At 65.9% G+C, this 13,699-nt stretch carries 14 protein-coding genes; 9 read left to right on the top strand and 5 right to left on the bottom strand.

Annotated elements, in window-relative coordinates:
• Positions 1-5: 5 nt before the first annotated feature.
• The 5 genes from gyrB to dnaA all read right to left on the bottom strand — a co-directional run bounded on the left by gyrB (position 6) and on the right by dnaA (position 6,826).
• Complete coding sequence (gene gyrB, locus ACFWHT_RS00295) at positions 6-2,042, bottom strand: DNA topoisomerase (ATP-hydrolyzing) subunit B (RefSeq protein WP_378824385.1); 2,037 nt, start codon at positions 2,040-2,042, stop codon at positions 6-8.
• A 117-nt stretch (positions 2,043-2,159) separates the two neighbouring features.
• Positions 2,160-2,645: a DUF721 domain-containing protein gene (locus ACFWHT_RS00290; protein ID WP_378824384.1), complete on the bottom strand. Its 486-nt coding sequence runs from the start codon at positions 2,643-2,645 to the stop codon at positions 2,160-2,162.
• Complete coding sequence (gene recF, locus ACFWHT_RS00285) at positions 2,638-3,819, bottom strand: DNA replication/repair protein RecF (protein WP_378824383.1); 1,182 nt, start codon at positions 3,817-3,819, stop codon at positions 2,638-2,640. Before recF ends, ACFWHT_RS00290 begins: the two co-directional genes overlap by 8 nt.
• Before the next feature lie 53 nt (positions 3,820-3,872).
• The gene (gene dnaN, locus ACFWHT_RS00280; protein ID WP_378824382.1) at positions 3,873-5,015 is read right to left on the bottom strand and encodes a DNA polymerase III subunit beta; all 1,143 of its coding nucleotides are present in this window, start codon (positions 5,013-5,015) and stop codon (positions 3,873-3,875) included.
• A 419-nt stretch (positions 5,016-5,434) separates the two neighbouring features.
• Positions 5,435-6,826: a chromosomal replication initiator protein DnaA gene (gene dnaA / locus ACFWHT_RS00275; RefSeq protein ID WP_378824381.1), complete on the bottom strand. Its 1,392-nt coding sequence runs from the start codon at positions 6,824-6,826 to the stop codon at positions 5,435-5,437.
• 317 nt (positions 6,827-7,143) lie between these two features.
• Here dnaA and rpmH point away from each other — a divergent pair, with 317 nt between their 5' ends.
• From rpmH to ACFWHT_RS00230, 9 genes are all read left to right on the top strand, one after another.
• Positions 7,144-7,281, top strand: coding sequence for a 50S ribosomal protein L34 (gene rpmH / locus ACFWHT_RS00270; protein ID WP_022879826.1), 138 nt, complete (start codon positions 7,144-7,146; stop codon positions 7,279-7,281).
• Positions 7,229-7,651 carry a ribonuclease P protein component gene (gene rnpA / locus ACFWHT_RS00265; protein WP_378824380.1) on the top strand — a complete coding sequence of 141 codons (423 nt, stop codon included), beginning with the start codon at positions 7,229-7,231 and terminating at the stop codon, positions 7,649-7,651. The genes rpmH and rnpA overlap by 53 nt, the downstream gene beginning before the upstream one ends.
• Positions 7,648-7,998: a membrane protein insertion efficiency factor YidD gene (yidD, locus tag ACFWHT_RS00260; protein WP_378824378.1), complete on the top strand. Its 351-nt coding sequence runs from the start codon at positions 7,648-7,650 to the stop codon at positions 7,996-7,998. Before rnpA ends, yidD begins: the two co-directional genes overlap by 4 nt.
• A gap of 3 nt (positions 7,999-8,001) precedes the next feature.
• Entirely contained in the window at positions 8,002-9,066 is a 1,065-nt protein-coding gene (yidC, locus tag ACFWHT_RS00255) for a membrane protein insertase YidC (RefSeq protein ID WP_378824377.1), read from the top strand.
• A complete protein-coding gene (locus tag ACFWHT_RS00250) occupies positions 9,066-9,560 on the top strand; it encodes a protein jag (RefSeq protein ID WP_378824375.1) in 495 nt (164 codons plus the stop codon). The genes yidC and ACFWHT_RS00250 overlap by 1 nt, the downstream gene beginning before the upstream one ends.
• Before the next feature lie 145 nt (positions 9,561-9,705).
• A complete protein-coding gene (gene rsmG / locus ACFWHT_RS00245; protein ID WP_378824373.1) occupies positions 9,706-10,338 on the top strand; it encodes a 16S rRNA (guanine(527)-N(7))-methyltransferase RsmG in 633 nt (210 codons plus the stop codon).
• 291 nt (positions 10,339-10,629) lie between these two features.
• Positions 10,630-10,929 (top strand): GIY-YIG nuclease family protein, encoded by a 300-nt coding sequence (locus tag ACFWHT_RS00240; protein WP_378824372.1) that lies wholly within the window; start codon positions 10,630-10,632, stop codon positions 10,927-10,929.
• Positions 10,930-11,811: 882 nt separating this feature from the next.
• Positions 11,812-12,693, top strand: coding sequence for a ParA family protein (locus tag ACFWHT_RS00235; RefSeq protein WP_378824370.1), 882 nt, complete (start codon positions 11,812-11,814; stop codon positions 12,691-12,693).
• The gene (locus tag ACFWHT_RS00230) at positions 12,693-13,661 is read left to right on the top strand and encodes a ParB/RepB/Spo0J family partition protein (protein ID WP_378824367.1); all 969 of its coding nucleotides are present in this window, start codon (positions 12,693-12,695) and stop codon (positions 13,659-13,661) included. Before ACFWHT_RS00235 ends, ACFWHT_RS00230 begins: the two co-directional genes overlap by 1 nt.
• Positions 13,662-13,699: the final 38 nt, after the last annotated feature.

The following is a 13,699-nucleotide window of genomic DNA, read 5'->3' as shown; positions in this document are numbered from 1 at the left end:
ACGCCTCAGATGTCAAGGAAGCGCACGTCCTTGGCATTGCGCTGGATGAACGTGCGCCGCGACTCGACGTCCTCACCCATCAGCACGCTGAAGATCTCATCCGCGGCGGCTGCATCGTCGATGGTCACCTGACGCAGCGTCCGGGTGGTGTGATCCATCGTGGTCTCCCACAGCTCCTTGGCGTTCATCTCGCCGAGACCCTTGTAGCGCTGCACCGGGGCGTCCTTGGGCAGACGCTTGCCGTTCGCGGCGCCGTCCTTCAGCAGAGCGTCGCGCTCGGCATCCGAGTACACGTACTCGTGCGGCGAGTTCGACCACTTCAAGCGGTACAGCGGCGGCATCGCGAGGTACACGAAACCGGCCTCGATGAGTCCTCGCATGTAGCGGAACAGCAGCGTCAGCAGCAGCGTGGTGATGTGCTGGCCGTCGACATCGGCATCCGCCATCAGCACGATCTTGTGGTACCGGGCCTTCTCGATGTCGAAGTCCTCGCCGATGCCCGTGCCGAAGGCCTGGATCATCGCCTGAACCTCCTTGTTGCCCAGGGCCTTGTCCAGGCGCGCGCGCTCGACGTTGAGGATCTTGCCGCGCAGCGCCAGGATCGCCTGGGTGTGCGGGTCGCGACCCTGCACCGCGGAGCCGCCGGCCGAGTCACCCTCGACCAGGAAGATCTCGCTGATCGACGGGTCCTTGCTCGTGCAGTCCTTGAGCTTGTCGGGCATCGCGGCCGACTCGAACACGCTCTTGCGCCGCGCGGTCTCGCGGGCTTTGCGCGCGGCGAGACGGGCCGTCGCGGCGTCGATCGCCTTGCGGATGACGTTCTTCGCCTGAACCGGATTGCGATCGAACCAGTCACCCAGTTGATCGTTCACGATCTTCTGCACGAAGGTCTTCGCCTCGGTGTTGCCGAGCTTGGTCTTGGTCTGACCCTCGAACTGCGGCTCGCCGAGCTTGATGGAGATGACCGCCGTGAGTCCCTCGCGCACATCGTCGCCGGAGAGGTTCTCGTCCTTCTCCTTGAGCAGGTTGTTGGCACGCGCGTAGCGATTCACGAGTCCGGTCAGCGCCGCGCGGAAGCCCTCTTCGTGCGTGCCGCCCTCGTGCGTGTTGATCGTGTTCGCGTAGGTGAAGACGTTCTCGGTGTACGAGGTGGTCCACTGCATCGCGAGCTCGAGCGAGATCTTGCGCTCGGTGTCCTCGGCTTCGAAGTCGATGATCTCCTCGTTGACGACCTCGGCCTTGCGCACCTTGTTGAGGTACTCGACGTAGTCGACCAGGCCGCGCTCGTAGAGGAAGACATCGGAGGGCTGCCTCGTCTCGATCGCGCCGTCGACCTCCTCCTCGAGCGCGGATGCCGCACGCTCGTCGCGCAGGGCGATGCGCAGTCCCTTGTTCAGGAACGCCATCTGCTGGAAGCGGGTGCGCAGCGTGTCGTAGTCGAAGTCGGTCGTCTCGGTGAAGATCGTGGCATCCGGCCAGAAGGTGATGCTCGTGCCGGTCTCGGTGGTCTCCTCGCCCTTCTCCAGCTTCTGCTGCGGGGCGCCGCCCTCGGCGAAGCGATGCCGCCAGACGAAGCCCTTCTGGCGGACCTCCACGTCGAAGCGGGTGGAGAGCGCGTTCACCACCGAGGAGCCCACGCCGTGCAGGCCGCCCGAGACCGCGTAGGCGCCGCCGCCGAACTTGCCGCCGGCGTGCAGGATGGTCAGCACGACCTCGACGGTCGACTTGGTCGGGTCGGAGGAGTGCGGGTCCACCGGGATGCCGCGGCCGTTGTCGACCACGCGCACCGCGCCGTCCTCCAGAATGGTCACCTCGATGTTGTCGGCGTAGCCCGCGAGCGCCTCGTCGACGGAGTTGTCGACGATCTCGTACACCAGGTGATGCAGGCCACGAGGACCCGTCGAGCCGATGTACATGCCAGGGCGCTTGCGGACGGCCTCGAGCCCCTCGAGGATCTGGATCTGGTCGGCACCGTAGTCGCCGGGAACCTTCCCTGAGCTTGTCGAGGGGTCGTGCTCGTCGGCGGGGTTTTCAGGCGTCATCAGAAATGGTTCTCCACATCGAAAGTACTCACCCAGTCTAGCGGGTCTGGGAGGTCGACCTGGGCCTCAAACGCCGTGTGGGCGCTTCTGAGCGCTTCAAGGTGCGTTCGTGATGCCCTACCCGTAGGTGTCCCGCGGGCCTCTTCCCGGCACGACGCGCGGTCCCCACTTCCACGACGGCACGTCCGGTCCGATGAAGCGCAGATTCTCGACGCCGGCATCCGGATACCGATTCGAGATCTCGGTCATGATGACCGCCCGCATGAACTGCAGGTTCTTCGCCCACGCGGTGGAATCGCACTTCACGGTCAGCACGCCCCGCTCCAAGGACAGGGGCTCCGAATGCTTCGCCGTGTCGGCGCCGGCCAGCTCGGCCCACTGACGCACCAGATCCTCGGCGGCCAGCGTCTTCTCCCAGCCGGAGTCCTTGGTGAGCTTGGCGAGCACATCCCCGAGCGTCCCGGGATCGCGCCCCTGGGTGAACGGAGCGTTGTCGTCGTCGACGACCAGTCGCCTGCGCCGCTTCCAGTTCTTCGCACTGGGCTTCAGTCCGCGCAGGCGCAGGTAGGTGGCGACGGTCTCGGGGGGCTGCGGGTCAGTCATCCGCCGCCTCCGCCTCGTCCACCTGCGGGCGGTCGTCGGCGATCGTGCCCGCACTGATTCGCACGACATGGCGGTGCAGCGGCTCGGGGATGTCGGCTTCGACCGCCGCCGTGACGATCACCTGCTCGTAGCCGGCGGTCAGCGACGCGAGTCGCTGACGCCTATCGGCGTCGAGCTCGGCGAAGACGTCATCGAGGATGAGCACCGGGTCGCCCGCCGGCGATTCGGCACGCAGCAGCTCGGCGGATGCCAGCCGCAGCGCCAGCGCCATCGACCAGGACTCACCGTGCGAGGCATATCCCTTGACCGGCAGATCGCGCACGCGCAGGATCAGGTCGTCGCGATGCGGCCCCACCAGGGTGAGTCCGCGTTCGATCTCCTTCCCGCGTCTGGCCTGCAGTGCCGTGCGGAAGAGGTCTTCGATCTCGCCGCGCACGTCGGCATCCGCATCCGCTCCCTCCTCCTCCGGGTCACCGCCGCGCACCGACAGCGCCCATTCCAGCTGCGGACGATGATCGGCACCGGCGATCGCCGCGTAGGCGTCGGTGAGCGGACCCTGCAGATCGGTGGCGAGACGGATGCGCGCGTGGATGATTTCGGAACCCAGCGCGATGAGCTTGTCATCCCAGACGTCCAGGGTCGACAGCCCGTCACCGCGCACGCCCCGCGTGCGCGCCGATTTCAGCAGCGCGGTGCGCTGACGCAGCACGCGCTCGTAGTCGGCGATCACCCCGGCCATCCGCGGCGTGCGCTGAATCAGCAGCTGATCGGCGAATCTTCTGCGCGAGGACGGATCACCCCGGACGATCTGGAGGTCTTCAGGAGCGAAGAGGACGACATGCGCATAGCGCGGCAGCTCGCTGGTCTTCGAGGGGGACCCGTTGATGCGCGCCTTGTTCGAGCCCTGCCTGTTCACCTGCACCTCGACGAGCACCTTGCGCTCACCGTGCGCGAGACGGGCCCGCACGACCGCGAACTCCTTGCCGTCTCGGACCATCGGTGCATCCGACGACACCCGGTGCGAACCGAGCGTCGCGAGGAACACGATCGCCTCGGCGAGGTTCGTCTTACCCTGGCCGTTGCTGCCGACCAGCACGTTCGGGCCCCGGTGCAGAGTCAGATCGGCGGTCGCGTAGTTGCGGAAATCGCCCAGGTTCAGGTGCTCCACAATCACCGGGACAGCCTACCTTCGAGGCCGGACATCGGTCCGGGGACCGACGCCGGCGATCACCGTAGCAGCAGGTTCGGCTGCAGCAGGTACTTGAACGAGTCGAGGCCGGCCTGATCCACCGAGGTCTGGCTGGTCACAAGAACCGGGCTGAGCTTGTTCGCGTTGTCGCTCGAGGTGAACGTGACGCGGGTGAACTCGCTCTTGACGGCGCCGAGGGCCTCGAGCAGGTACTGCGGGTTCAGGCCGAGGGTCACGTCGTCACCGCCGTTGAGGTGCGCGTCGACCGACTCGGATGCGCGGGCCTGCTCGCTGCCCGAGGCATCCATCGTCACACCGTCGGCCCCGAAGGTGAACCGCAGCGGGGCGGAGCGGTCGAGCACCAGCGCGACACGGCGGACCGCCTCGATGAGCTCAGCGGTGTTCACGACCGCGTAATGGTCGGTCTGCTCGGGGAACAGCCGGCGCACCGGCGGGAAGTTGCCCTTGATCAGGAGTGAGGTGACCGTCTTGTTGCCGGCGGTGAACGCGATGATCTCGCGATCGCCGGCTCCCGAGAAGGCGATCTCGATGTTTCCCGCATGGGCGAACGTCTTGCCGACCTCGGTCAGCGTGCGTGCGGGGACCAGGGCGGTCTGGTCGCCGGCCTCGCCGTCCCAGGGGACGTCGCGCAGCGACACCCGGTAACGGTCGGTGGCCACCAGGCTGAGGTTGGTGCCGGAGACCTCGAGCTGCACCCCGGTGAGCACAGGGGTGACGTCGTCGCGGGATGCCGCGAACGCCACCTGCGCGATCGCGGTGCCGAAGTCCTCGGCGGGCACGACTCCGGTGGCGCCACTGACCTCCGGGATGGAGGGATATTCCTCGACGGGCATAGCGGCGAGCGTGAACCGCGCGGATCCGCAGGTGACGGCGATGCCGCCGTCCTCCTCGACCGCGATCTCGATCGGAGCGTTGGGCAGGCGGCTGGCGATGTCGGAGAGCAGACGGCCGTGCACGAGGATCGTACCCGGGTCGTCGACGGTCGCCTCGATCGTTGTGCGAGCGGATGCCTCGTAGTCGAACGCCGAGAGGGTCAGCCCCTCTGCGGATGCCTCGATCAGGACACCCGCGAGGATCGGCTGCGGGTTTCGCTGCGGAAGCAGCTTCACGACGAAGGACACAGCCTCGCTGAACACATCGCGGTTGACCTGGAACCTCACGGACGCTCCCTCGTTGCACTTCACCTGTTCGCAGTGGGCCCACTGCAGGCGATCCCATGCTAGTCGCAGGAGGGTGAGCGCTCGCTACCCTGCGAGTGCCGTGACGCGGTTCCCGTCCACATCCGTCTGGTCATCGGGGAGCCCATTTCAGAGAGAGATCTCTTAACGGTGTTAACAACTGTGGATTCTGTGGATAAGTCGGTGGATATCAGCGGAGAGTAAGAAACTACAGCCGTGTGAGATGTGGAAGCCCTGAGGAATCCGGGGGTTTCCGGGGCATCCGGTCGATGTGCCGACTCCGACGTTATCCACAGCCGACGCAGGTCCAGGGCATCCGGAGGCCGATGTTTCCACAAGTTATCCACAGTGCCTGCGGACAACTGTCCCGATGCCGCTGAGCGACAGGCGTGTCGCGGTCGTCAGCGACGGCTGATCTGCGTGGTGATCTCGGTCACCTGGTTGTAGATCGAGCGGCGCTCCTTCATGAGCTCACTGATCTTCTTGCAGGCGTACATCACTGTGGTGTGATCGCGGTTGCCGAACAGCTGCCCGATCTTCGGCAGCGACAGGCTCGTCCGCTCACGGCAGAGGTACATGGCGATCTGTCGGGCGACGGCGATCTGCTGCGAACGGCTCGAACCGTACAGGTCGTCGACCGTGAGCTTGAAGTAGGCCGCCGTCGACGTGATGATGTCGGTCGGCGAGATGACGTTGTCCTCGGTGGTGTCGACGATGTCGCGCAGCACGGTCTGAGCGAGCGAGATGTCCAGCGCCGACCGGTTCAGGCTCGCGAAGGCCGAGACGCGGATGAGCGCCCCCTCGAGCTCGCGGATGTTCGACGAGACCACGGTGGCGATGTACTCGAGCACCTCGTCGGGGATGTGCAGCGACTCGCTCTGCGCCTTCTTGCGCAGGATCGCGATGCGCGTCTCGAGGTCGGGTGCCTGGACGTCGGTGATCAGACCCCACTCGAACCGGCTGCGCATGCGGTCCTCGAAGCCGGTGAGCAGCTTGGGTGCCACATCGCTGGTGATCACGACCTGCTTGTTGTGGTCGTGCAGCTGGTTGAAGGTGTGGAAGAACGCCTCCTGCGTCTCGGCGCGGCCCTGCAGGAACTGGATGTCGTCGATCATGAGGATGTCGACCTCGCGGTACCGGCTCTGGAAGGCGGCGCCCCGGTTGTTCGCGATCGAGTTGATGAAGTCGTTCGTGAACTCCTCGCTGGAGACGTAGCGGACCTTGACCCCGGCGTAGAGGGACTGGGCGTAGTCGCCGATCGCATGCAGCAGGTGCGTCTTCCCCAGACCGGAGTCGCCGTAGATGAACAGCGGGTTGTAGGCCTTGGCGGGTGCTTCGGCGACCGCGACCGCCGCGGCGTGCGCGAAACGATTGGACTGGCCGATCACGAAGTTGTCGAAGGTGTACTTCGGGTTCAACCGTGATTCGTGGCGCAGCACGGGAGGGGAGTCGGCAGCCTGTTCGACGCGCAACGGCTCGGAGACGGCGAACTCGGGCACCGAGATCGGTGCGGTCGGCTGATCGGCGAGCTCGTGGTTCACCACGGTGCGATACGAGGTGACCTCCTCGCCGATCGCGGAGAGGGCCTCCATCAGCGGCATCCGCAGGCGCTTGTTGATCTGCGCCGCGGTCAGGTCGTTCGGGACGTCGAGGTAGAGCACGCCGCCCATCACCCCGGCCGGCACGACCAGGCTCAGGAACCCGTGCAGCTGAGGCGAGACGCGATCGTCCTCGGAGAGACGCTGCAGCAGGGTCGGCCAGATCGGCACATCGGGGTGGGCTGCAGAGGTCATGGTGCTCCGGCGAGGTTGTGGAAAGGCCGCGTGAAGCGTGAACTCCCCCTGTGGATAACGTCGGATGCCACGGTAGTCATAGCCCGGCGAGACGGCAACCCGCCCCCGGAAACACGCGGGTGTGTCGTGATGTCACGCAATCTCCACAGTTGTGGATAATGGGTGTGCGTAACTGGCGGGCGGCACAGCGGCATCCGTCGGCGGATTTGCCCTGCGCCGTGGCAGGTCGTACCCTTAGTCGGTTGACTTATGCCTTTTGGCAGTACCCCCTGTCTCCGGATGATCAAGCCCGGTGACACCAGTTCCGGAGTGATTCCATGAGCAAGCGCACTTTCCAGCCCAACAACCGTCGTCGCGCCAAGAAGCACGGCTTCCGCGCCCGCATGCGCACCCGCGCCGGCCGTGCCATTCTGTCGGCCCGCCGCGCGAAGGGCCGCACCGAGCTCTCGGCCTGAGCCCTCGCCCGGACCCGCCGTGCTCGCCCGGCCGAATCGTCTGACCCGCGGTGTCGACTACCGCCAGGTGGTTCGTCGCGGCAAGAGGTGCGGTGGAGCGCGCGTGATCACGTCCGTCCTGCCCTCTGCGCAGGACGGCGTGCCGCGATTCGGGTTCATCATCAGCAAGCAGGTGGGAACCGCCGTGGTTCGCAACACCGTTCGACGCCGTCTCAAGGCGGCATGCGCGGAGTTCGCCGACACGGTTCCCCAGGGCACGGATGTCGTCATCCGTGCCCTTCCTGCATCCGCAGACGCCGACTTCGCCCTGCTCCGCGGCGATGTCGCCCGCTGCCTCGACCGTCTGGTCGGCGGGGCGGTGCGCGCATGAGCGCCCTGCCGTCCTATGCGTTCGGAACCGCCCGGTTCCGGGCATCCGATCTGCTCCGGGGCGTCCTGATCCTGCCGAGGAACGCCGTTCTGGCGTTTCTCGTTGCCTATCGATCCCTTATCTCTCCGCTGTATGGGGACGTGTGCAGGTATTACCCGTCCTGTTCCGCATACGCTGTAGGTGCGGTGCAGCAGCACGGTGCCGTGCGGGGAGCAGTGCTCTCCGCGTGGCGCATCCTGCGCTGCAACCCGTGGAGCAAGGGTGGCGTCGACGACGTCCGCCCGCACGCTCACTTCCGATACGACCTGACTCCTCGCGGGTTCGTCGTACCCGCTCGAAAGGACTGAACAGTGGGTCTTGACCTTCTGCTCGCAAGCACCACCGCACCGGCCGACTCCGGCGGCGGCTTCGACCTGCTCGGCGTGATCCTCTGGCCGCTGAAGTGGGCGGTCGAGCTGATCCTCGTCGCCTGGCACTGGCTGCTGACCGTCGCCGGCCTTCCCGCCGCCGAGGGCATCACCTGGGTGCTGTCGATCGTCGGACTGGTGATTATCGTGCGCGCGGCGGTCTTCCCGCTGTTCGTGAAGCAGATCAAGAGCCAGCGGAAGATGATGGAAATCGCTCCTGAGCTGCGAAAAGTCCAGGAGAAGTACAAGGGCAAACGTGACCAGCTGTCCCGCGAGGCGATGAGCCGCGAGACCATGGCGCTGTACAAGAAGCACGGAACGACGCCGATGTCGAGCTGTCTGCCGCTGCTCGTGCAGATGCCGATCTTCTTCGCGCTGTTCAGCGTGCTGCGCGATGTGGGTACCCACGCGCAGGCCGGCGGCGGCGGCGTCGGGATGCTGACGCCCGAGCTGACCCGCGAGTTCTACGACGCGAAGCTGCTCGGATCGGTCTCGCTGCACGAGACCCTCGGCGACGCCTGGAACGCGCAGAACACTCCTGCGATCGTGCTGCTGGTCATTCTCGTGGTGCTCATGATCGCGTCGCAGTTCTTCACGCAGCTCCAGATCATCTCGAAGAACCTGTCGCCCGAGGCGAAGACCGGCCAGGCGTACCAGATGCAGAAGATCATGCTCTACGTGCTGCCGCTGGGCTTCATCTTCTCTGGTGTCTTCTTCCCGCTCGGCGTCGTCATGTACTGGTTCGTGTCGAACCTGTGGACCATGGGCCAGCAGTTCCTCGTGATCCGTGAGATGCCTACGCCCGGATCCGAGGCCGCTCGCGCGCGTGAGGAACGCCTGGCGCGCAAGGGCAAGGCGATCAACGCCGAGGGCAAGGTGGTTCCGATGTCCGTGTACGAGGCCGAGCAGCAGCGCAAGCTCGAGGAGGTCGAGCGGGCCAAGGCCGAGGCACCCAAGCGCGAGCAGCCGATGAGCAAGAAGCGCGCGAAGAAGAAGGGGGTCAACTGATGACCGCTGAGGAGCTGAAGACGTCCGTCGATGCGACGGACGAGGAGCTCGAGCACGAGGGTGACATCGCCGCGGACTTCCTCGAGGAGCTGCTGGACATCGCCGACATCGACGGAGACCTGAACCTCGACGTCCGGCAGGGACGGGCCTACGTCTCGGTCGAGGCCGAGGACGACTCGCTGTCGCTGCTGTCCGCACCGGACACCGTGCAGGCGCTGCAGGAGCTGACCCGGCTCGCGGTCCAGAGCAAGACCGGCTCGTTCTCGCGCATGATCCTCGACATCGGCGGTTCCCGCGACACGCGTCGCCGTCAGCTGGAGTCGCTGGTCGACGCGGCCGTGGCCAAGCTCGACGAGGGCGCGAGTCAGGCATCCCTGCCGGCGATGTCGAGCTACGAGCGCAAGCTGGTGCACGACATCGTGTCCGACAGGGGACTGGTGTCGGAGTCGTACGGTGAAGGATCGGACCGGCACACGGTCATCTCGCGCGGCTGACGCGGCGGGATGTTTCACGTGAAACGGTGCGACTTCGTTGCGCCCGGTCATTGAGCGAGCGGAGCGAGTCGAAATGATCCTGTCGCCTCCACCCCGGTCATTGAGCGAGCGGAGCGAGTCGAAATGATGCTGTCAAGGAGGACCGTTGTCTGATGCCCGTCCCGCGTTCGAGCCAGAACCCGCTGTCGCCGAGGACCTCTTCGGTGATCAGATAGATCTGGCGCGCCGGTTCACGGCCGCCCTCGCTGCGGAGGGGGAGCTGCGGGGACTGATCGGCCCTCTGGAACTTCCGCGCCTGTGGACGCGCCACGTGCTGAACTCCGCGATCGCCGCGCCACTGTTCCATGGCTCCGTGGCCGACGTCGGTTCGGGTGCGGGTCTTCCGGGTCTGGTCCTCGCGATCGCTCGGCCGGATGTGGAGTGGACGCTGATCGAGCCGATGGAACGCCGCGTCGCCTGGCTGGAGGAGCGCGTCGCCGACCTGGCTCTGCAGAACGTCCGGGTGATGCGTGCTAGGGCGGAGGACGTGGGCCTGGAGTTCGATGTGGTCACGGCGCGTGCCGTGAGTGCGCTGCGAACACTCGTTCCGATCACCGCGCCCCTGGCGAAGGACGGCGGTGAGCTGATCCTGCTCAAGGGCATGAACGTGCAGACCGAGATCGACGCCGCACAGAAGGTGCTGAAGAAGCACAGAGTCACGGACGTGAGCGTGGAGGTGCTCGGCGAGGACGTTCTCGCAGAGACCACGCGGGTCTTCCGCGCGCGCGTTCGCGCATGATGTTTCACGTGAAACGCTGAGCCAGGAGCGAGGCGGCATATGGGTAGCTGCTCTCCGGTCGTTGAGCGAGCGAAGCGAGTCGAAACCGGCCTCCCCCAGCGCCATGTTTCACGTGAAACGCTGCGCTGGCGCAGAGCGACGCGGGACGTGGATGGCTGCTCCCCGGTCGTTGAGCGAGCGAAGCCAGTCGAAACGCCCACTCTTCTCCACAGGTTGGCGTTTCACGTGAAACATCCACCGTCACTGGCACAGCGGCGGTCGCCTCGGTGCGTCAGAGCGTAGGTTCGATCGATGATCGGATACACCTACATCCTTCGTTGCTCCGACGGCACGTTCTACGCCGGCAGCACGCGCGACCTGGAAGCACGGCTGCAAACCCATGCTCAGGGGCTCGGCAGTGACTACACGTCGTGTCGGCTCCCCGTGGAGCTCGTGTGGTTCGCGGAGTTCGACCGGATCGACGAGGCATTCAGTCTCGAGAAGCGCATTCAAGGATGGAGCCATGCCAAGCGTCTTGCCTTCATTGAGGGAGGCTTCGACGCCATCAAGGGCTGGAGCGCGCGGGAACGAGCGCTCCGCTCGTCGCAGTAGCGCTTGATACTCGGGGTGGTGGTGGGCATTTCGTCTCGTCGCTGCGCTCCTCGCTCAATGACCGGGTGGTGTGGCGGTCGTTGAGCGAGCGGAGCGAGTCGAAACGTGCTCCATGAAGCGGCGTTGTTTCACGTGAAACCGGAGTGGGGCATTTCGTCTCGTCGCTGCGCTCCTCGCTCAATGACCGGGGGTGTGGTTCCCGGTCGTTGAGCGAGCGGAGCGAGTCGAAACGTCGCCCGTGAAGCGGAGGCGTGTGCCGGTCGTTGAGCGAGCGAAGCGAGTCGAAACGTGTCCATGAAGCGGCGATGTTTCACGTGAAACGGGGGTGGGCATTTCGTCTCGTCGCTGCGCTCCTGGCTCAATGACCGGGTGGGAGTGGCGGTCGTTGAGCGAGCGGAGCGAGTCGAAACGTCGCCCGTGAAGCGGAGGCGTGTGCCGGTCGTTGAGCGAGCGAAGCGAGTCGAAACGCGGTCTAAAGGCGGGGATGTTTCACGTGAAACGGGAGTGGGGCATTTCGTCTCGTCGCTGCGCTCCTCGCTCAATGACCGGGGGTGTGGGTGCCGGTCGTTGAGCGAGCGGAGCGAGTCGAAACGTGCTCCATGAAGCGGCGTTGTTTCACGTGAAACGGGATGGGGCATATCGTCTCGTCGCTGCGCTCCTCGCTCAATGACCGGGGGCGGAGGCGTGTACCGGTCGTTGAGCGAGCGAAGCGAGTCGAAACGTCCTCCATGGGTCGACGACACATTTCGGCTCCTCGCTCAATGACCGGGAGGCGCGTTTCGCCATGTCCGAGCGCACGATTAGAGTGGTAGACGGTCCCGAAAGGAGTCGATGTTTCACGTGAAACCATCCGACAACGCATCGCCGAACGACGACTTCGGGATGGATACCCCGCTTGCTCGGGAACTCGCCGACCTCTCCAGCCGCCGCAGAGCACTTCGGGACGTGAAGGTCACCTTCGGGGGAGAACCGCGCATCTTCACGGTCTCGAATCAGAAGGGCGGCGTCGGCAAGACGACCTCGGCGGTGAACCTCGCATCCGCCCTCGCGGAACTCGGCGCGCAGGTACTCGTCGTCGATCTCGACCCGCAGGGCAACGCGTCCACCGCACTGGGTGTCACGCACAGCGCCGACACCTCCAGCATCTACAACGTGCTCATCGACGACCTGCCTTTCGCGGAGATCGTGCAGCCGAGCCCGGAATCCCCCAACCTCTTCTGTGCCCCCAGCACCATCCACCTCGCGGGCGCTGAGATCGAACTCGTCTCGCAGGTCGCGCGCGAGTTCCGGCTGCGTCGAGCGCTGGAGACCTATCTTCGGGAGAGCCCGAAGGACATCGTCATCATCGACTGCCCGCCTTCACTCGGCCTTCTCACGATCAACGCGTTCACGGCGGCATCCGAGGTCATGATCCCGATCCAGTGCGAGTACTACGCACTCGAGGGCCTCAGTCAGCTGCTCGGCAGCATCCAGATGATCCAGAAGCATCTGAATCCCGAACTGCACCTGTCGACGATCCTCCTGACGATGTACGACGGCCGCACGCGCCTGGCGCAGCAGGTGGCCGACGAGGTGCGCACCCACTTCCCGGAGCAGGTTCTGGATGCGGTGATCCCGCGCTCCGTACGCGTCTCCGAGGCGCCGAGCTTCGGACAGACCGTGATCGCCTACGACGGGTCCTCCGCCGGGGCGGTCGCCTATCGTGAAGCTGCGGTGGAGATCGCACGACGCGCTCCCCACGACGCGCAGAAGAAGGAGAACTGATGGCCAAGAGAACCGGACTCGGTCGGGGAATCGGCGCGCTGATCCCGACGACGGATCAGGCCGAGCGCCCGGTCGACGTCTTCTTCCCGGGCGCGAAGACCGTCTCGGAGGCCCCAGTCGCGGATGCCCCGGCGCCCGACGACGTCGCGCTCAACGAGGTCCCGGGCATCCACCTCATCAGGATCGACCCGCGGAAGATCGTCCCGAACCCGCGTCAGCCGCGCACGCACTTCGATGAGGAGCACCTCGCCGAGCTCGTGCACAGCGTCCGAGAGTTCGGCGTGCTGCAGCCCGTCGTGGTGCGCAAGAACTCCGCGGGCGACTACGAGCTGATCATGGGGGAGCGGCGCACCCGCGCCGCGCGCGAAGCCGGGCTCGCCGAGATCCCCGCGATCGTGCGCGAAACCGCAGACGAAGATCTGCTGCGAGACGCGCTGCTCGAGAACCTGCACCGATCGGAGCTGAACCCCCTCGAAGAGGCATCCGCCTACCAGCAGCTCCTCGAGGACTTCGGCATCACGCAGGAGGAGCTCGCCACGCGCATCGGTCGCTCGCGCCCGCAGATCAGCAACACGATCCGCCTGCTGCGCCTGCCCGTTCCCGTGCAGCAGCGCGTCGCCGCCGGCGTGCTCTCTGCCGGTCATGCCCGCGCCATCCTCTCCGTCGACGATCCGGAGCGCATGCAGCACCTCGCCGACAAGGTCGTGAACGAAGACCTCTCGGTGCGTGCCACAGAAGCCGCCGCGAAGACACTGCCCGCAGCCCCGGGCGGCAGGAGCAAGCCGCAGGCGGGGGCCAGGCGCGCGTACCTCGATGAGGTGGCGAGCAAGCTGGGCGATCGCCTCAACACGCGCGTGCAGATCACCCTCGGTGCACGAAAAGGCCAGGTCAAGATCGAGTTCGCATCCATCCAGGACCTCAACCGGATCCTGAACGACCTCGGCGAGGACGAGTACGGCGCACGCTGATCCAGCCCCTTCCGCGGGCTTCTGCCGGTGCGTTATGC

Source organism: Microbacterium sp. NPDC058342 (assembly GCF_042723935.1).
Lineage (GTDB): Bacteria > Actinomycetota > Actinomycetes > Actinomycetales > Microbacteriaceae > Microbacterium.
The sequence above is the reverse complement of the archived record's forward strand: the minus strand, read 5'-3'. Positions and strand labels throughout refer to the sequence as shown.

Coding starts and splice junctions, on each gene's coding strand:
- ACFWHT_RS00235 (WP_378824370.1), top strand. CDS start 11,812: ATGGATACCCCGCTTGCTCGGGAACTCGCCGACCTCTCCAGCCGCCGC.
- rpmH (WP_022879826.1), top strand. CDS start 7,144: ATGAGCAAGCGCACTTTCCAGCCCAACAACCGTCGTCGCGCCAAGAAG.
- dnaA (WP_378824381.1), bottom strand. CDS start 6,826: ATGACCTCTGCAGCCCACCCCGATGTGCCGATCTGGCCGACCCTGCTG.
- yidD (WP_378824378.1), top strand. CDS start 7,648: ATGAGCGCCCTGCCGTCCTATGCGTTCGGAACCGCCCGGTTCCGGGCA.
- ACFWHT_RS00290 (WP_378824384.1), bottom strand. CDS start 2,645: ATGACTGACCCGCAGCCCCCCGAGACCGTCGCCACCTACCTGCGCCTG.
- ACFWHT_RS00230 (WP_378824367.1), top strand. CDS start 12,693: ATGGCCAAGAGAACCGGACTCGGTCGGGGAATCGGCGCGCTGATCCCG.
- gyrB (WP_378824385.1), bottom strand. CDS start 2,042: ATGACGCCTGAAAACCCCGCCGACGAGCACGACCCCTCGACAAGCTCA.
- ACFWHT_RS00250 (WP_378824375.1), top strand. CDS start 9,066: ATGACCGCTGAGGAGCTGAAGACGTCCGTCGATGCGACGGACGAGGAG.
- ACFWHT_RS00240 (WP_378824372.1), top strand. CDS start 10,630: ATGATCGGATACACCTACATCCTTCGTTGCTCCGACGGCACGTTCTAC.